This window comes from Methanomethylovorans sp. (assembly GCF_041305605.1).
GTDB lineage: Archaea > Halobacteriota > Methanosarcinia > Methanosarcinales > Methanosarcinaceae > Methanomethylovorans.
On the sequence record NZ_JBFYLB010000171.1, the window covers coordinates 1 to 17,712 of the forward strand.

Here is a 17,712-nt window from a genome sequence, read left to right on the forward strand (position 1 = left end):
ATAGAACTTGATCCGCAATATGCCATGGCCTGGTATAACAAAGGTTGGGCTCTTGATCAACTTGGCAGAAACGATGAAGCTCAAGAATGTTATGATAAGGCTGCAGAATTGGGATTTATACTCTGATGGTCTTATTACACATTCTGCAGTTCCTGAAGCCATAGCCTGTTGCTATGGTTTTTTTTCAATAGTTGAGTATTCTATAGCAATCCTCTCTAAACCGATATTAACTGGACTAAATTGGCATATTCCAGCAATACCAATAAGTACTTTTTATATAATTTTTGACTTTTATTACCACCAAAGGATCGAAGATTTCTACAGAGCAATTTATTCGTCTTCATTATCCTTCTTTTTGATCAATGAAACTGAATTATCTGTGGGATGGTAATTCATAGAGACGAATCTCATTATACACAATACCAATAACAATACAGCAAAGGCCAACAATACGTAAATCTCAAAATCATGACTGTATACCATGACAGTGATCTCACGCATGAGTATTAGAATAGTGGCATCGGTCACGTAGGTAATCCTTATTCTTTCTTGAACACGATAATCAGAGAAGGTCTTGAAAAGGTCAATTAGAACAAAGATTGTCAGAACATTGTACACTACATCGTTAATATTACTCGTTTTCATCAATACAGCCCACATAGTCTGGAAAATATCGAACACTGCTATGATTATTAACATTAAAAGTATGTAGAGGACAACAACCGTCACATTGTATATTACTTTCTTGTATATTTTGTCATGTAATTCCATTTGGATTCTCCACAGCAACTCCATATTAAGCGTGAAATCTGCAGTATTTATAAGCACCAATTACAAAGGCGGATTTTCTTGTTTAGTATAAACCCATAACCAGCAAGTGTAATCAGAATCACTGATGCAATTTCAGCGGCATTAGTTCCCAAGTTATCTATTGGCATGGTACAACTCGCAGGCTGTAAAACATATGCTAATCGGGATATAGGGCTAAAATAAGCAAGCCACAAATATCGGCACTATATCGGGACTAATTTTTGAAACCCTCTCTCTTGTATCCAGTGGATTTCTTTCACTCCAAAAGTCCTTCGATCTTGTTGCCATCGTAATTACAGTTAGTGTTAATAACTCTCCGGAGGATGGGCTTGTGGTCTCCATCGTCATCATTTGGACTTGGAGTAGAACCGTCGTGTTCAAAATCGCGTTTAACCATAAAAACATTTAATGATCTCATCCAATCTCCTCGGTTTGATCAATTAATATAGATTCATTATTATATAATATTAATCTCGATATATGATTCCCTATATATTCAGAAAACTAATTAATCAAAAATCAACTCCTATGTCCTTTGGTTTTGCAGAGAAATATTCTATTAATTAATCATTATTTTTAGATTATATATGTCTATAGATAAATCACAGGAAAAGTCGGCTTTGTAGAATTCTTCAATATCCAGCGAGGAATCAAATAAAAAATATTTTATAATGTATTCCTGGATATGAACTCGAATTGCCCATTTTAGCTGATTGAGTTGATAATCGTATAGTCTTATAGAAACGAAAAAAAGTGAATAGAAAGTATGCCAGTTCAGAGATGGATTGGTTGGTGTTACTTTGCCCTGAACTGGAGTCACATGTCCCTAAGAATGCATACTCTCAATTCTTTTTCACTATCTATTTCTTACAGTTGCAGTATTTTGTAAAATACTAGGGTAAAATACAGTGACATCTTCGGACTATCCACACTTTTTCAATGGACTCGGCGGGATTCGAACCCGCGGCCTTTACGTTGCGAACGTAACGATCTTCCCCTGATCTACGAGCCCGAAAAATAACAAAAAAAGAAAAAAGAGAGGTCTCAGAGTGGTCTGCCCACTTCTGTGACCTGCACGCTTTCAACACCAGGAACAGCAGCAAAGGCAGCTTCTACCTGCTCTGTGCCACCCTCGATGTCTCCTACCATTATGACCATGACAAGTGCTTTCAGACCAAAAGCAACAGGTTCGATCTTTGAACCAAAGAACTTTGCCCCTTCAGGAATCACAGCTTCAAGTTTGTTCTTGAGCTCGTCGAGATCTGTTTCCACACCTTCAGGCATTATCTTAATAGTTGCTGCTACATCACCCATTGTTACACCTCATGGACCTACAAAACCGCATTTTGGGCAGGTGTAAGGGTTACTCTGCTGTCTGCAGCTCACGCATCTTCCTATCTCTGCACCGCATACAGGGCATGGGAACCGGGCAAAACCACGTTCCTCTAAGCTAACACCGCATGAAGTACAGTTTGTGACCTTGTTTACCATTCGATTTCTCCTTCAAGATTTATAATAGCGATAATATACTAAGTTCATCAGCATAAGATGATTTGTGTACATAATCTGTATACAATTTAAATATTCCCCTTGATAAGAGTGCCTCTGACAGCTTTCTCCTCAAGAGCTGCCAGCACTCTTTCAGGGTAATTCCCATTGACTACCATGCAATCTCTTCCATCTTTCATCAATAATTCCGGCAGCATTCTGTCCACGCAGCTTTCCCCCATTTCCTTCAGTCTTGCCGCATCCACTACTGCCACGGTCTCCCCGTTGATACGTACTCCGTCCACATCAGTAACTTTGACCAGCCTGGAATCCAACATTGATGCCACCCATGCAGCAATGCAATCAGATGTCACATCCCAGGAATGAGGTAAAGGATCCCTGCTCCGCAGCAGTCTGTAAGGCATTAAGATAGAAATTCCCGGGAGTAGCTTGTCCACATCATCTGTCGTTCTGATCCCGCTTTTATCAGCAAGATAATATGCATATTGTTCCATTCCCAGAATAGCCATCCAGTGTGCTGCTTCATCACTAATGCCTCTCTTTTCATGTACCTCCCTTATACTATCCGCAAAAACACCACCTCCTGGAACGATCAGCATTGTATGAATGGGTGTAAAAATCTGCTCCAAATTCTCCTGTAAATAAATGAGAAGTTCAGGAGCAGTCCTCATGAGGCTTCCCCCTACTTTAAGAACAACACAACTTTTTGCAGTTCTACTCATGTTCTCACATTATCTGAGCTCTGCATTTCTTTCTATCATCCAGGCTGCAGCGTAGGCAGGAAATACATCCGATATATCTTTTCCCCATTTATCAGCCACAGAAATGCATTCCATTCCAAGTCTTCCGGCGGCTTCAATTATCATGAATTCCCCGATGCCTGCAGCAACTATCCTGTGTATACCATGTTTCTCGGATACTATGGAGATTGCCTCAACAAGTAAACTTATCTGTTTTTCCTTAACCTGGTGTGCAATTTCCATCACGTCATCTTCTGATATCTCTTCAAGATCCGCACAAACAAGTCTTGCAAGTCTTCTCATGGTCTCAAGCCTGCTTTTTCCCGCTCCATCGGCAGTCGCACAGGTGTAAGTTTCCGGCATGATATCTCCGAGCAGCAGGTAAACATCACCCGTTGTTGTGAAGAGTTCAGAGGATACTCTGCAGGTTCCCTGTTTCAGTTCCACTTTATTCACAAGGGCAGCAAGGTTGGTACGCAATGTACCCATATACGCCAGTTCACTTGCAAGCAGTCTCTTAAAGTCGGTTGTTGATGCTACATGTTTTGCATTAACTATTGGAATAATATCGCTGGTAGTGCTCCCTACATCCACAAAGATGCAATCTCCTATTTCCTCGCCGATCAGTCTGGAAGAAGCTGCCCAGTTCGCCGCAGCAAGGTTTCTTAGTTCATCACTATGTCTATGGATGTCTCCGCCTATGCCAATATAACACACTTTCCATCCAAATGCATCTTCCACAGCCTGCATTATGAACTTCAGTCCATGCAATTTATCTTCAAAGCAATCGGCAAGTTCGCCTGTTATAACCACTCCGACCATATCGGGCTTTAACCTTTTTGCTATATCTTTAAGTGTTTGGGGAAGAGTAGTATCTTTCCATAGTGGCAGGTAGTGGAGTTCTACTATAGTCCCGTCCGAGCTGGCTATTTTTGTATTTGCCCCTCCTATGTCAATACCAAGGTATCTCATCTGAAATCCTCCTTAGTAAAGGAACATTCTGCAGCCATCCTGACAGATCGGGGCAATTCTCCCAGTCTGTTCTTCAGCAACAGATCAGCTATCTCAACATCCATTACCTTGCATATCCCGTAAATAGAAGTGGTTGGCCTTGGATTCACATCTATAACATAAGGTGTTCCATCATATACGATGTCCACTCCGGTATAGCCCCTGCATCCTAAGATCCTCGAAGCTTCCACGGCGGCTTTGAACAGTTCTTCTTTGTACGGAGGTGAACAGCACACCGTATTACCTTTATATTCTACACGAAGCCCTAAAGGATCTTTTACATCCATAAATTCAATAAGCTGCTTGTTAGCACATAATGGCAACGTTTTCTCTCCCGCTATGAGACTCACGCTCAGGTGTTCCCCATTTATGAACTCGGTTGCAATGGACCCAAAAGGCACTTCAGCAGTTGTAGTAAGATATGTATCTTCAGAGGCACATCCGAATCTGGGTTTGACCACACATTTTATGCCTTTTGTATTTTCAAGGATATGAGGAGCAGCTATATTGTGCATGAGAAGGGCTTCAGTACACTTTAATTTATCTGCACATAAAGCAACTGCTTCAGGTGTAGAACCCATATTAAGTGTGTTGTCCTCTATAAGGGCAGTAAGTTCAGCCAAGATCTCATCAGGCCCTATTACAAGGCCAGCATCACTTTTTTTGGCTTCTTCTTCTATGACCGCCCTGAAATCTTCTTCTCTTGAGATAATGGCATTCCCTTCAGTTAATAGAGGACCTGAAGTCAAATATGTGACCTCATGGCCAAGTCTTGCGAAACTGCTGACAAGGGTTTTAAGCATTGACCTGCCTTCAAGAAGGAAAGTGCCATCCATGCCTGTACCCATTGCATATTCTGCAAGTAATATCTTCATAAAGGATGCAAATTGTTTTATTAGATATATTACTAACGAGTAGGAAAGGGCAATAGTATAATTATTCGATAATCAATAAATACTATCATTCACATCTTGGCTATCCTAGGGATGAATATGGGAATATTATCTGAAAATCCATTTGCACAGGCCATAGCGATATCCACTTCCATGGCACTGTTCATGATAGGCATTGCCATGGGCATTATGACAATGCTAAGTACAAAGTCTACACCTCTTCCTTTTGCGGTGATGTTGCTTATCTTTGCTGTCATATTCATTGCAGCTTCCGTATTTTTTGAGGATCGAGGTGCTGATCATGTGGGTTCACTTATTGGGGGGGGCATAGCTGCATTTGCTGTAACATTCGCTGTGACCGCTTTTTTCACAGGTATGTCCTTCGCTGTTCAGGGAGGTATCAAGGATATTGGCTGGGAAAGAATGGTTTCAGCTCTGGCTATATGCATGATCGCAAGCATGCTTATAATAAAGGCCGCGAAGCATAAGCTGCACGGGCAGTATCTCTAATTCATGCATTTCTCTTTGGTCATGTAGTCATTAAACAAAAAGTATTTATAGAATATCAAACAATCATGAATATTGCAGGCACACAATCGTACACAGACAGAAGAGGATGTAAAGATGGATGAAGGATTGGGAAATACCGAAGGAATGAACCCCAAAACCAGTGATAATGACGTGAAGGATGATGTGTCAGTCACGAATGGCGCGCCATCTTTGGAGGAGCAACTTTGTATGAAAGACGAAGAGATAGCACAGTTAAAGGACAGGCTCTTACGTCTGACCGCAGAGTTCGATAACTTCAGGAAACGCACGATCCGGGAAAAGGAAGAGTTTCGTAAGTTTGCTTCAGAGAACCTCCTTCTTGAACTTATAGAAGTTTATGATAATTTCGAACGTGCCCTGGGATCTTCCAAGAACACAGATGATGTTGGTTCCGTAGTGAAGGGTGTGGAAATGGTATTCAAGCAGTTCGTTTCCATTCTGGAGAAAGAAGGTCTCCAGAAAATGGAGTGTATGGGTGCAGAATTCAATCCTCATGAACATGAGGCGCTGATGCATGTGGAACATCCCGATCATGAGGAGAATACCATTGTAGGAGTATGCAGACATGGATTTTATCTTCATTCCAGAGTGCTCAGACCCGCTGCTGTGACTGTGTCAAGGCTTCCCGAAGCATCGCTGGATGATACGGATAAGAGTTGCAGGTGAAACTGCATCGTATTGCGTGACGACTATACGAACAAAGTAATTAATATTTAGTTACAACATAACTATCTTATAATGACCTGAGAGGTAATAATATGGCAAAGATATTGGGTATTGACCTTGGAACCACAAATTCCTGTATGGCTGTGATCGAAGGTGGAGAACCAACTGTCATCCCGAATGCAGAAGGAGGCAGGACAACACCTTCTGTAGTAGGTTTTTCCAAGAAGGGTGAGAAACTTGTGGGACAGGTTGCCAAGAGGCAGATGATAACAAATGCAGATAATACGGTATACTCCATTAAAAGGCACATGGGAGAAGCCGGATATAAGGTGACCCTCAACGGAAAGGACTATACTCCACAGGAGATATCTGGCATGATCCTGCGTAAAATGAAGGAAGATGCTGAGGCATACCTGGGAGAGACCATAACGCAGGCTGTCATTACAGTTCCTGCTTATTTCAATGATTCTCAGAGGCAGGCTACCAAAGATGCAGGTGCCATTGCAGGCCTGGAAGTGATGAGAATCATCAATGAACCTACTGCAGCATCACTTGCATACGGTTTGGATAAGGCGGCCGGAGAACACAAGATCCTTGTATATGACCTGGGAGGAGGTACTTTTGACGTATCTATCCTGGAACTGGGAGATGGTGTGTTCGAGGTGCTTTCCACAAGCGGTGACACTCATCTGGGAGGGGATGACTTTGATCAGAGGATCATGGACTACCTTGTAGAGGAGTTCAAAAAGGCAGAAGGTATTGACCTTAGCAAGGACAAGTCAGCTTTGCAGCGTTTGAAGGATGCAGCTGAGAAGGCAAAGATCGAACTTTCCAGCGTACCTTCTACTAATGTCAACATGCCTTTCATAACCGCAGATGCGAATGGGCAGCCAAAGCATATTGATATTGATCTCACAAGAGCTCAGTTTGAAAAGATGACTTCCGATCTCCTTGACAGGACCCTTGTCTCAGTAAGAAGGGCATTTGAGGATGCAAAGCTCAAGCCACAGGATATCGAGAAAGTGTTGCTGATAGGCGGATCTACCAGGATGCCTGCAGTATACGAAGCTGTGAAAAAGATCATTGGTAAGGATCCATACAAGAATATCAACCCGGATGAAGCTGTAGCAGTAGGTGCTGCTGTACAGGCAGGTGTGCTCACAGGTGAAGTACACGATGTGTTGCTGCTGGATGTCACACCCCTTACCCTCGGTATCGAAACACTGGGTGGTGTTGCAACTCCGCTCATAGAGCGTAACACTACCATACCTGTGAGGAAGAGTCAGGTATTCTCCACGGCTGCCGACAGCCAGCCATCTGTGGAGATCCATGTGTTGCAGGGTGAGAGAGGTATAGCATCTGCCAATAAGACGCTGGGGCGTTTCATCCTGGATGGTATTCCACCGGCTCCAAGGGGAATTCCACAGGTAGAGGTCACCTTTGACATAGATGCGAACGGCATCCTCCATGTGAGGGCAAAGGACCTGGGTACAGGCAAGGAACAGTCCATATCCATCCAGAAGCCAGGTGGTCTGTCAGATGACGAGATCAACAAGATGGTAAAGGATGCAGAACTTCATGCTGAAGAAGATCGCAAGCGCAAGGAACAAGTGGAGGTAAAGAACACCGCAGAGTCTCTGGTGAACGCGGCCGAAAAGACCCTCAAGGAAGCAGGGGATACCGTGACGGCTGATCAGAAGTCTAAAGTGGAAAGTGCCGTCTCTGATCTGAAAGATGCCCTTCAGAAAGATGATGTTGAGGCTATCAAGTCCAAGACCGAAACTCTTCAAAGTGCTATCTATGATATATCTGCTGCCATGTACCAGAAGGCACAGCAAGAAGCTGCATCAGGGGCAGGAGCCTCTGCAAAGTCGGATTCCGGCGATGATACAGTAGAAGATGCTGACTATGAAATAGTTGATGACGGTAAGAATTAAACAGTTTCAGGCACAAAGGTATGTTCTATCCGAACGTACCTTATTTATTTTATACTGACATACAGGGTCTTTCATGTCCACTACACGTGATTATTATGAGATCCTTGGGGTTTCCAAGGAGTCTACTGAAGCCGAGATAAAAAAGGCATACAGGAAGCTTGCAATGCAATTCCATCCGGACAAAAATAAGGCTTCGGATGCTGAGGAAAAGTTCAAGGAGATCTCAGAAGCCTATGCTGTTCTCTCGGATGAAGAAAAAAGAGCCCAGTATGATAAGTTTGGTCACGCCGGTATAGATGGGCGCTATTCCCAGGAAGATATTTTCCGTGGTGCTGATTTCAGAGGTTTTGAGGATCTGGGTGATATCCTCTCCAGCATCTTCGGAGGCGGCTTCGGAGGATTCGGAGGCGATATCTTCGGTGGTGGAAGAAGCAGGCGCAATGCTCCTATGAGGGGTTCTGATCTGCGTTATGATCTTTCCATTTCCCTGGAAGAAGCAGCCAATGGTGTGGAAACTACGATCAATGTCCCAAGGGCGGAGAATTGTGAGACTTGTGGGGGAACCGGCGCGAAGGCAGGTACAAATCCTACGACCTGTCCTACATGCCATGGCAGTGGACAGATCACCAGCGCACGCAATACTCCCTTTGGGCGTTTCATGAGTACAACTGTCTGTAATACATGTCATGGCAATGGCCAGATAATAGAGGACCCGTGTCCCGCATGCAAAGGTACGGGTAAGATTAAGAAAGTAAAGAAACTTTCTGTGAAGTTACCGAAGGGAGCTGATAACGGACTGCGTTTGAAGATCCGGGGAGAAGGTGAAGCCGGAAGTCCGGGAGCACCATCCGGAGACCTTTATGTCATGGTGCATGTGCAACCTCATAAGACCTTTGAACGTATGGGGGACGATATACTATACGAGCTACCTATCTCGTTTGTCCAGGCGTCTTTGGGTGATGAGGTACTGGTACCCACTCTATACGGGAATGTGAAAATGAGCATTAAACCCGGAACGCAAACCCATTCTGTTCTGAGGCTCAAGGGTAAAGGAATGCCACATTTGCATGGAAGCGGTGAGGGTGATCAGCTTGTCAGGGTTATCTTGCAAACACCTAAAAACCTTAATTCAGAACAGAAGGAGTTACTCAGGAAGTTCGATGAGATAGATAAGAAGAGTGGCAAAAATAAGCACTCCGGTATATTCGAAAAGGTGAAGGATGCTTTCAATTCATAGGTTATGAGTATTTTTTAAGTTCATACCCATTTTTATCTTCTTTTTTCAGTAAAATATAAAGCCAATATCGGCATAAATGCCTATCCTCCAGATGTACGCTTATTTTCTATGGCGTGCAATTATTTACCTGAAGGGGTTCCATGAAAGCTGTCATAATAGGTGCAGGGGAAGTAGGTTACCATATAGCAAAAGCACTGTATGCTACTAATGATGTAATAGTCATAGAACAGAACGAAGAGGCTTGTAAGCGGATTGACGAGTTGGATGTCCAGGTCATTCAGGGCAATGGTGCAAATGTATCTATATTGTCCAAGGTTCTTAAAGGAGCTAACATTCTGATGGCTGTAACTGGTTCGGATGAAGTCAATATCGTTGCATGCATGGCTTCCAAGCTCATCGTAGAAGATAAAAATAAGCTTAAGACAATGGCAAGGGTTAGTAATCCTGATTACATTGATAAGCCAATAGCTAAGCGTACTAGTATAGGTATCGATGTGATGATATGCCCCGAACTGACTATGGCTTCGGAAGTCGCACGGATACTTGCAATACCATCTGCTATTGATGCTGATTCATTCGCAGAAGGCAAAGTGGAAATGATGGAGCTCGTGGTTTCCAAAGGAAGCTATTTTGCAAATAAGATGATGAAAGACCTTCATCTTACTGATTGCTGTATAATAAGTGCTATCTTTCGTAATGATGATGTAATAATTCCTCATGGTGAGGATTCCATAGAGGAGAACGATCACATAGTGGTGATAGGTAAACCTTCTGCAATGAAAGATATCAGGGGACTTCTGGGAGAGGTAGTTGGCAGACGTAGTAAGGTAATGATCATAGGTGGAGGGATAGTTGGGTTTTACCTTGCGAAGCTCATTGGTAACAGTGAGGCAGATATCAAGATCATCGAATCACGCAAAACTCGCTCGGAGCAGATCGCAGACGAGCTCTCCGGGGTTCTTGTGTTGCATGGAGACGGAACCGACATCAACCTGCTAAAGGACGAGGGTATTCATGAGATGGATGTTGTTGTTTCTGTCACGGATAGTGATGAAAAGAATCTGTTGTGCTCCCTTATAGCCAAGAAACTGGGCGTGAAGAAAGTTATTGCCAGGGCGGATAGGTCTGATTACATATCTCTCTTTGAAATGGTTGGAGTGGATAGTGCGGTAAGCCCCAGGGGAGCAACTGTCAATGAGGTGCTTAAACTGACCATGGGGACCGGCATTGAGTCCATAACTACCATAGAAGGACAAAAGGCTGAGATCATCGAATACACTGCTTCCAGCAGGTCAAAAATAGTTGGCAAACCATTGCGTGAATTGAAATTTCCGGCAGGTGCTATTGTAAGCATGATCGTGCATAATGGAAGGACCATAGTTCCCCGTGGTAGCCATGTGATCCAGGAAAATGATAGGGTTGTGGTGTTCGCCCTTCCATCTTCCATAGAAGCCGTGGACAAACTTTTCAAATAATAAAGGTGGTCCAATGAACTCAAAGGTCATACTGAGCGTATTGGGAACTCTCCTGCGTTTTCTGGGGCTCATGATGATAATTCCCCTTCTGGTGGCATTATATTATCATGAGTCCCTTCTTCCTTTTCTTATAGGTATTACCTTAACGGAAATTGCAGGCACCTACCTCTGGTCACGCTACAAGTCCGATGATGACTGGAAACTCAGGGAAGCTTTTGCTATCGTTGCCCTCAGCTGGCTAACGGCCATGTTTTTTGGTGCCATCCCATTCATTATCGACGGTATTTCTCCCATTAACTCTTTTTTTGAAACCATGTCGGGCTTTACCACTACCGGTGCAAGTATCCTCGATGACATAGAAAGCCATTCACGAAGTATCCTTTTCTGGCGCAGTTTTATCCAGTGGATAGGTGGAATGGGTATTATTGTGTTGTTCGTTGCCATTCTCCCAAAATTATCTATCGCGGGAAGGCAACTTTTCCGTGCTGAGGCTCCCGGTCCCACGGAAGATAAAATAAAACCCCGGATCAGGGAAACCGCAAAGATACTCTGGATGGTATATGTAGTGGTATCGGCCTTACAGGTTGCAGCTTTACACCTGGCTGGCATGTCAACCTATGATGCTGTCACACATACATTTACCACTATGGCTACCGGAGGTTTTTCTCCTTATGGTCTGGGCATTGCAGCTTTTAACAGTCCTTTAATAGAAGCCATAATCACAATTTTCATGTTCATAGCGGGAGCAAATTTCGCACTGCTCTACAGGACACTTTATACAGACCACAAAATTATATTAAAGGATGAAGAATTCAAGTTCTACACTGCCGTTGTTGTTGTAGCTACTGCTATACTTATCCTTGCATTGAGGTATAGTATAGGTGCGGATCCTCTTACCTGTCTGCGTTATGCCGTGTTCCAAGTTGTATCTCTCCTAACAACTACTGGTTTTGCCAGTACGGATTTCAATCTGTGGCCCGACTCCTCGAGGATCGTGTTATTGCTTGTAATGTTCATCGGAGGATGTGCTGGCTCAACTGCCGGTGGTCCAAAAGCAGTAAGGGTACTATTATTGCTGAAATATGCCAGATGGGAACTCTTTAAATCTATTCATCCAAAAGCAGTAAAACCTATAAAGTTCAATCGGAAGACTGTTTCAGAGAACGTGATACAGGAGACCGTATCCTTTGTAGTGATATATTTCCTTGTATTCATGACCAGTACATTCATTATTTCCTTGATGGGCATAGATATTCTTACTTCTATCACTGCATCAATTACTACTTTGGGCAACATCGGTCCCGGATTCAATCTTATCGGGCCCATGGCAAGTTTCAACGCCATGCCGGCACTGGCTAAAGTGGTACTAATAGCAAATATGTGGATAGGAAGGCTTGAAGTATTTACAGTGGTGGTACTGTTCACGCCAGAATTCTGGAAAAAGTAAAAAGATTCCAGTACATTGTATTGTGTACTGGTATTTTTCAGTTATGACCTTTAGTTATAGGTCCAGTTCATTCTTCACAACATTCTTGAACAATACTCTCAAGTCCCATAGAAGCTTCTTATTGGCCTTGAAAAGAGCATACAGCAAGTCAATAAGGCTCATTTTGTTGAAGTTCACATCCTTTAAGGAATGTGCGAGGGAATTCAGGTCTTCATCCGTGAACTTTACAAATGTGTCTTTGACGATCAGGCCATTATCGATTGCCTTGCCAATAGTTGCCCTCCACTGATCTTCATATTCCTGAAGCTTTTTTGTGGAAACATCATTTGCGAGTATTGCATTATAAGCCACCTCGCCTGCCATCTCACCTGCATCCATGGCATTTATGATACCTCCTCCAGTGACAGGATCGGATTGTCTTGCTGCATCACCAACCAGCATAAGGCCGTTAGTAATGGTCCTCTCAATGGCTCCACTGACTGGCACGCCACCATAATCAATTTCGAGAATTGAAGCTTCCGGAAGTTTTTCTTTTACAAAATCGTTTAGATAGTCCACAGCTCTCTTTGAACCGGATTCGCTTCCAAGTATGCCGATGCCCACGTTGGCCATATTCCCGCCTTTGGGGAATATCCAGATATATCCGCAAGGTGCCACTTTCCTGCCTACATAGAACTGACAGTATTCCTGATCTATATTGACACCGCTCATTAGATACTGCACGCATGTCTCCATATCCGAAGGCTTCAATGAAGTATCGATGCCTGCCCATCTGCCGATTTTGGATTCCATGCCATCGGCACCGATCACGATCTTTGATCTGATCTCATATTCTTGCCCAAGGTGCATGGCCTTGATGCCACATACGGATCCATTTTCAATTATCAGGTCGGTAGCTCTGGTCTTGACCATCACTTTGGCTCCTGCTTTGGCACTTTCATATGCCAGTGCCCGGTCAAAGATCTTTCTTTCCAAGACATAACCAACCTCTCCGCCGGCTATTTCTTCGGCCATATGTATACTCGTACCGTCCGGAGAGAATATTTTGGACCCTTTCATGTCAGCACATATCCATCTTGGATCAGGCTCGATATGTTTTTTCAGGGCTATTTTGCTTACACCTTCCGCACATCTTACCGGATCACCGATTTCCTGGCGTTTTTCTATCAGTAACACACTAAGCCCCTTCTTAGCTGCGGTCTTTGCTGCTATGGAACCAGCCGGTCCGGCACCTACGACAATAACATCATACTTATCTTTCATCGGATCACCCTGATAGCTCCCACCGGGCAGATCTTGGCACATAGTCCACAACTGGAACAGTTCTTATCCACTTCTATCCATGTCTCCACAAGCTCCAGGGCTCCAGCCGGACAAACACCCACACATGCACCACAATATCCACATTTGTACCTGTTCACTTCAATGGACACAATTATCACCTGTAAATTTGAGATCGCATAACTTAACGTACCCTAATAATGTATTTAGTTTTATATCTTTTGTCGCTTACAGCTCGGGATACTTCATGCTTAGTGAAGGCTGGTAAGCTTTACACGTGCTCTGCCACTTTCGAGTTCGAACTTCTCCTTTGCATATTCAAAGGAAAGTCCGTGTCCGTGCAGAAGTATTTCCACGATATCATGAGGCTCATCGATATCTGTGCTCAGCAGGAAGGAATCGTATATTCTCAACGAGTAGTGCATATCTTTAGCTATCATGCAGTGGTTATGGAAACTCATTTCATAATAACGGACATGGAACCCAGCTGGTTCCTTTAAGAAAAGCACGTTCGTCCCTCCTCCTTTACCGGGCACGATCACAACATCTTCTTCAGAGGATATTATATTTTTTACTTGTTCTGGTCTGGTAAGAGGAAGGTCTGCCATTATTATAAGTATCGGCTGATCCACCCTGCCAAGATATTTGTTAATTGATTCGTTCAGATCTGCAGGATCGAGCACAAAATTCACACCAAGGTCAGAAAGTGAACTATATTCAGATGTTGTAAGGATATCTATATCTTTCACGCCTGCTTCTCTCAGGGAACATACCACATCCCTTAACATCAATTCTACAAATTGTTCCCTTTCTATCCGGCTGAGGACAGGAGAAAGCCTGGATTTTGCATTCTCTTTTTTGTATGGGATGACAGCGCGCATTCATACTCCTTCATAAAGCGCATTTCTTTGTTGGGGCACCCTTCCGGAAGACCTGATGATCCATTCGATCTCGGCCGGTGGAACATATTCTCCGTTAGTGCTTCCGGAAGCTGTGGATATCTTATCTTCCATAAGTGTGCCACCAAGATCGTTGGCACCGCAATGCAGCGCTACCTGACAAAGCTTTTTTCCAAGCTTGACCCAGCTTGCCTGGATATTATTAATGTGGCCATTAAGGATTATCCGTGCCATGGCATAGAAACGCAGGTCTTCAATTCCCATGGTCATGAATTTCCCATGGGATAGCATATTCTCACCGACCGGATTGTTATAAGGCATGAAAGGCAAAGGCACTAATTCCGTGAAACCCCCGGTCTTTTGCTGTATGGAACGAAGAATAAAAAGATGGTTCAGGCGTTCTTCCAGGGTTTCCACGTGGCCATACATTATAGTTGAGTTTGTCCTCAGTCCGGCCTGATGAGCAGCCATTATGGTATTTATCCATTGGTCAGTACTCAGTTTTCCGGGGCATATTATCTTCCGTACTCTGTCAGAGAGTATCTCTGCCGAGGTGCCTGTTAGCGTATCAAGACCTGCTGCTTTAAGTCTTAAAAAGGCTTCTTCGGGGGAAATACCTGTGCTTTCGCATGCATAGAAGATCTCCATTGGGGAAAAACCATGTATGCTGATCTTTGGAAATGCTTCTTTTATGTTTTCTACGACAGAAGTATAGTAATCAATGTCAAGCTGTGGCAGGAATCCTCCCTGGATACATACCTCCACCGCACCGGCTTCGCTGGCCTCTGATACTTTTTCAAGTATCTGGTCCATGTCAAGCATGAATCCCTTTTCAGAACGATAAGCACAGAAACCGCAGTTTCCCCGACACATATTGGTGATATAGATGTTCCTGTTAACTACATAAGTTACGACATCACCTACTGTATTTGAGCGAAGTTCATCTGCAAAGTTAAAAAGTGCCAGTGGGGCCAATTCCATGAGATCCAGAGCATCTTTCGGGGTAATTTCTCCCTGATATGCTTTTTCTCTGGTATCTTCAGGAATAAATGACTGCATTGCCAGCCTCCCTTGGGCCATTGCCAAGAGACGTATTTTCTATTTTATCGATCTCGTAGAGGGTGGTCCTTTGTTTTGGGATCCGGTTTGCCCCTTTGATCATCCATTCAAACTCCTGCACGGAGATCGAAGTACCATTATTTGCACCAGCCGCAGTAGAGATACTTTCTTCCATGAGTGTACCTCCCAGATCATTTGCGCCACAATATAGAGCAACCTGGGCCAGCTTTTTCCCCAGTTTTACCCAGCTTGCCTGGATATTATTGATATGCTTATGGAAGATTATGCGGGAGAGTGCATATATTCTGAGGTCATCGATACCTGTGGTGGCATAGCGACCTTCATCGATCATCTTTTTTCCGATGGGATTATTATAGGGCATGAATGGCAGCGGTACAAATTCAGTGATGCCACCTGTCTCTTTCTGTATGTCCCTTACTATCATCATATGCTCTATTCTGTCATGCCAGGATTCAATATGTCCGTACATCATGGTAGCAGTTGTGCGGATACCTGTTCTGTGAGCCGATGTGACCACATCTTTCCATTCTGCAGTTAGAAGTTTTCCGGGGCACAGTTCTTTTCTCACATGGTCGCAGAGTATCTCGGCGGCAGTACCGGGCATGGTGTCAAGACCTGATTTTTTCAGTTCACGTAACACCTGTCTTATACTCAGGTCACTGGTCCTTGCGGCATGGTATACTTCCATCGGTGAGAATGCATGGATATGAATTGATGGATATTCTTCTTTTACCGCTTCCAGGATGCCGGTATATAGCTCAAGACCCGCTTTTGGCAAGAGCCCTCCCTGGATACAAACTTCTGTTGCGCCTGCTTTAAGGGCTTCTTCCACCTTTGCAAGTATTTCTTCCGTTTTCAGGATATATCCGTTGTTCTCTTTAAAAGCACAAAATCCGCATCTACCTATGCAACGATTAGTAAAGTTTATGTTGCGGTTCACTACGTAGGTGGTAATGTCACCGACCGCTTCGTAGCGCAAATTATCAGCAAACCTGAAAAGTTCGAATGGTTCGGTATCCAGAAGCAAGAGCGTGTCTTCGCTGCTGGTTTTCCCGTTGTACGCTCTTTCCACCAGCTCTTCATCAATCTTTGACATCATAGTATGACCAAACTAGCGTGTTGGAATAGTATGCTCAATTGATTCAAAATATAAAGCATTATCGAAAATCACAGAGCGTTCCTTCTCACAGAGATCTTCTATAACCATCATTATCGGCCATGGATCTGATAAGTGGCTTTAAGTTCTTACTATACCATCCTTTCTTTATGTAGCCGGGATAAATGGGCAGCCGTTCTCTCAAAGGTATATCTTTGAGCATCTCTCGCAGTTTTTCCACTGTGGGCCACTCTGTTTCAGGATTGATCCAATCAATGGTCGTGGGAGATATGCCTCCCAGGTCCGTAGCTCCGTATTTGACAAGTAAATATGGGTCTATTAAGTTCGGCGCAACCTGGATGGCTATATCGGCAGGTAATATCTCCTTTGCAATGGAAACTATCTGCATCATCTCCTCTATTGTTGGAGAAACGTGTTTCTCCATGGAAGTTCCGGGTTTTGGTATGAAGTTCTGGACTATGACCTCCTGGATATGGCCGTATTCCTCATGCAGATTGGAGATACATTGCAAGGAGTCTATCCGGTCGTCTAAGGTTTCGCCGATACCAACAAGTACACCGGTTGTGAAAGGTATCTGCAGCTCACCGGCATATCTGATGGTCTTTATCCTGACATCAGGGTATTTCCCCGGGCAATTAAAGTGAGCTGCTACCATGCCTGTAGTTTCCAGCATAAGTCCCATACTGGCATTCCAGGGTTTCAAGGCTTCAAGTTCCATATAATTAAGAACACCGGCATTCGTATGTGGCAGGAGGCCGATCTTTATTGCCAGCTTACAGAGGTGTATCACATACTCCACGTTGGAAGAAAAACCAAGTTCTTCAAGCCATTTCTTATATTCGGGTACCTCTTCGGCATATTCCCCGAATGTAAAAAGCACCTCAGTACAGCCTGCTTTCTTCCCTTCTTTGAGTATTGGGACAACATCCTGGGGTGACATGAAACATGACCCCGGCTCACCGGGTTCACGTCTGAATGTACAATACCCACACCTGTTCCTGCACACATTGGTCACCGGTACAAAAACATTACGTGAAAATGTAACATAATCTGTCATTTGC

At 43.8% G+C, this 17,712-nt stretch carries 19 protein-coding genes and 1 tRNA gene; 7 read left to right on the forward strand and 13 right to left on the reverse strand.

Annotated elements, in window-relative coordinates:
- Entirely contained in the window at positions 1 to 126 is a 126-nt protein-coding gene (locus ACCM36_RS10830; RefSeq protein WP_370573816.1) for a tetratricopeptide repeat protein, read from the forward strand.
- Positions 127 to 330: 204 nt separating this feature from the next.
- Here the strand turns inward: ACCM36_RS10830 and ACCM36_RS10835 are convergent, their stop codons facing one another.
- The 7 genes from ACCM36_RS10835 to ACCM36_RS10865 all read right to left on the reverse strand — a co-directional run bounded on the left by ACCM36_RS10835 (position 331) and on the right by ACCM36_RS10865 (position 4,945).
- Positions 331 to 771: a phosphate-starvation-inducible PsiE family protein gene (locus tag ACCM36_RS10835; protein ID WP_370573777.1), complete on the reverse strand. Its 441-nt coding sequence runs from the start codon at positions 769 to 771 to the stop codon at positions 331 to 333.
- Positions 772 to 1,750: 979 nt separating this feature from the next.
- Positions 1,751 to 1,822: transfer RNA gene (locus tag ACCM36_RS10840), tRNA-Ala, on the reverse strand.
- Between the two features lie 32 nt (positions 1,823 to 1,854).
- Positions 1,855 to 2,124, reverse strand: a complete 270-nt coding sequence (locus ACCM36_RS10845) for an elongation factor 1-beta (protein WP_370573778.1) — start codon at positions 2,122 to 2,124, stop codon at positions 1,855 to 1,857.
- 9 nt (positions 2,125 to 2,133) lie between these two features.
- A complete protein-coding gene (locus tag ACCM36_RS10850) occupies positions 2,134 to 2,301 on the reverse strand; it encodes an HVO_2753 family zinc finger protein (RefSeq protein ID WP_370573779.1) in 168 nt (55 codons plus the stop codon).
- An 86-nt stretch (positions 2,302 to 2,387) separates the two neighbouring features.
- Entirely contained in the window at positions 2,388 to 2,990 is a 603-nt protein-coding gene (locus ACCM36_RS10855; protein WP_370573780.1) for an amino acid kinase, read from the reverse strand.
- Positions 2,991 to 3,050: 60 nt separating this feature from the next.
- Complete coding sequence (locus ACCM36_RS10860; protein WP_370573781.1) at positions 3,051 to 4,031, reverse strand: hydantoinase/oxoprolinase family protein; 981 nt, start codon at positions 4,029 to 4,031, stop codon at positions 3,051 to 3,053.
- Positions 4,028 to 4,945, reverse strand: coding sequence for an ATP-grasp domain-containing protein (locus ACCM36_RS10865; protein WP_370573782.1), 918 nt, complete (start codon positions 4,943 to 4,945; stop codon positions 4,028 to 4,030). Before ACCM36_RS10865 ends, ACCM36_RS10860 begins: the two co-directional genes overlap by 4 nt.
- Before the next feature lie 117 nt (positions 4,946 to 5,062).
- Here ACCM36_RS10865 and ACCM36_RS10870 point away from each other — a divergent pair, with 117 nt between their 5' ends.
- The 6 genes from ACCM36_RS10870 to ACCM36_RS10895 all read left to right on the forward strand — a co-directional run bounded on the left by ACCM36_RS10870 (position 5,063) and on the right by ACCM36_RS10895 (position 12,274).
- A complete protein-coding gene (locus ACCM36_RS10870; protein ID WP_370573783.1) occupies positions 5,063 to 5,473 on the forward strand; it encodes a heat-shock protein in 411 nt (136 codons plus the stop codon).
- 72 nt (positions 5,474 to 5,545) lie between these two features.
- A complete protein-coding gene (grpE, locus tag ACCM36_RS10875) occupies positions 5,546 to 6,178 on the forward strand; it encodes a nucleotide exchange factor GrpE (RefSeq protein WP_370573784.1) in 633 nt (210 codons plus the stop codon).
- A gap of 92 nt (positions 6,179 to 6,270) precedes the next feature.
- On the forward strand, positions 6,271 to 8,115 hold the full coding sequence (dnaK, locus tag ACCM36_RS10880) for a molecular chaperone DnaK (RefSeq protein ID WP_370573785.1): 1,845 nt from the start codon (positions 6,271 to 6,273) through the stop codon (positions 8,113 to 8,115).
- A 73-nt stretch (positions 8,116 to 8,188) separates the two neighbouring features.
- On the forward strand, positions 8,189 to 9,352 hold the full coding sequence (gene dnaJ / locus ACCM36_RS10885; protein ID WP_370573786.1) for a molecular chaperone DnaJ: 1,164 nt from the start codon (positions 8,189 to 8,191) through the stop codon (positions 9,350 to 9,352).
- Positions 9,353 to 9,492: 140 nt separating this feature from the next.
- Positions 9,493 to 10,827: a Trk system potassium transporter TrkA gene (gene trkA / locus ACCM36_RS10890; protein WP_370573787.1), complete on the forward strand. Its 1,335-nt coding sequence runs from the start codon at positions 9,493 to 9,495 to the stop codon at positions 10,825 to 10,827.
- Positions 10,828 to 10,840: 13 nt separating this feature from the next.
- Positions 10,841 to 12,274, forward strand: a complete 1,434-nt coding sequence (locus ACCM36_RS10895) for a TrkH family potassium uptake protein (protein ID WP_370573788.1) — start codon at positions 10,841 to 10,843, stop codon at positions 12,272 to 12,274.
- A gap of 54 nt (positions 12,275 to 12,328) precedes the next feature.
- Here ACCM36_RS10895 and ACCM36_RS10900 read toward each other — a convergent pair whose 3' ends face one another.
- The 6 genes from ACCM36_RS10900 to cofG all read right to left on the reverse strand — a co-directional run bounded on the left by ACCM36_RS10900 (position 12,329) and on the right by cofG (position 17,708).
- Complete coding sequence (locus ACCM36_RS10900; RefSeq protein WP_370573789.1) at positions 12,329 to 13,537, reverse strand: NAD(P)/FAD-dependent oxidoreductase; 1,209 nt, start codon at positions 13,535 to 13,537, stop codon at positions 12,329 to 12,331.
- Positions 13,534 to 13,707 (reverse strand): 4Fe-4S binding protein, encoded by a 174-nt coding sequence (locus ACCM36_RS10905; protein WP_370573790.1) that lies wholly within the window; start codon positions 13,705 to 13,707, stop codon positions 13,534 to 13,536. Before ACCM36_RS10905 ends, ACCM36_RS10900 begins: the two co-directional genes overlap by 4 nt.
- 99 nt (positions 13,708 to 13,806) lie before the next feature.
- Complete coding sequence (cofC, locus tag ACCM36_RS10910) at positions 13,807 to 14,436, reverse strand: 2-phospho-L-lactate guanylyltransferase (protein WP_370573791.1); 630 nt, start codon at positions 14,434 to 14,436, stop codon at positions 13,807 to 13,809.
- Positions 14,437 to 15,513 (reverse strand): 5-amino-6-(D-ribitylamino)uracil--L-tyrosine 4-hydroxyphenyl transferase CofH, encoded by a 1,077-nt coding sequence (gene cofH, locus ACCM36_RS10915; protein WP_370573792.1) that lies wholly within the window; start codon positions 15,511 to 15,513, stop codon positions 14,437 to 14,439.
- Positions 15,494 to 16,633, reverse strand: coding sequence for a 5-amino-6-(D-ribitylamino)uracil--L-tyrosine 4-hydroxyphenyl transferase CofH (cofH, locus tag ACCM36_RS10920; RefSeq protein WP_370573793.1), 1,140 nt, complete (start codon positions 16,631 to 16,633; stop codon positions 15,494 to 15,496). Before cofH (ACCM36_RS10920) ends, cofH (ACCM36_RS10915) begins: the two co-directional genes overlap by 20 nt.
- 85 nt (positions 16,634 to 16,718) lie before the next feature.
- A complete protein-coding gene (cofG, locus tag ACCM36_RS10925; protein ID WP_370573794.1) occupies positions 16,719 to 17,708 on the reverse strand; it encodes a 7,8-didemethyl-8-hydroxy-5-deazariboflavin synthase subunit CofG in 990 nt (329 codons plus the stop codon).
- Positions 17,709 to 17,712: the final 4 nt, after the last annotated feature.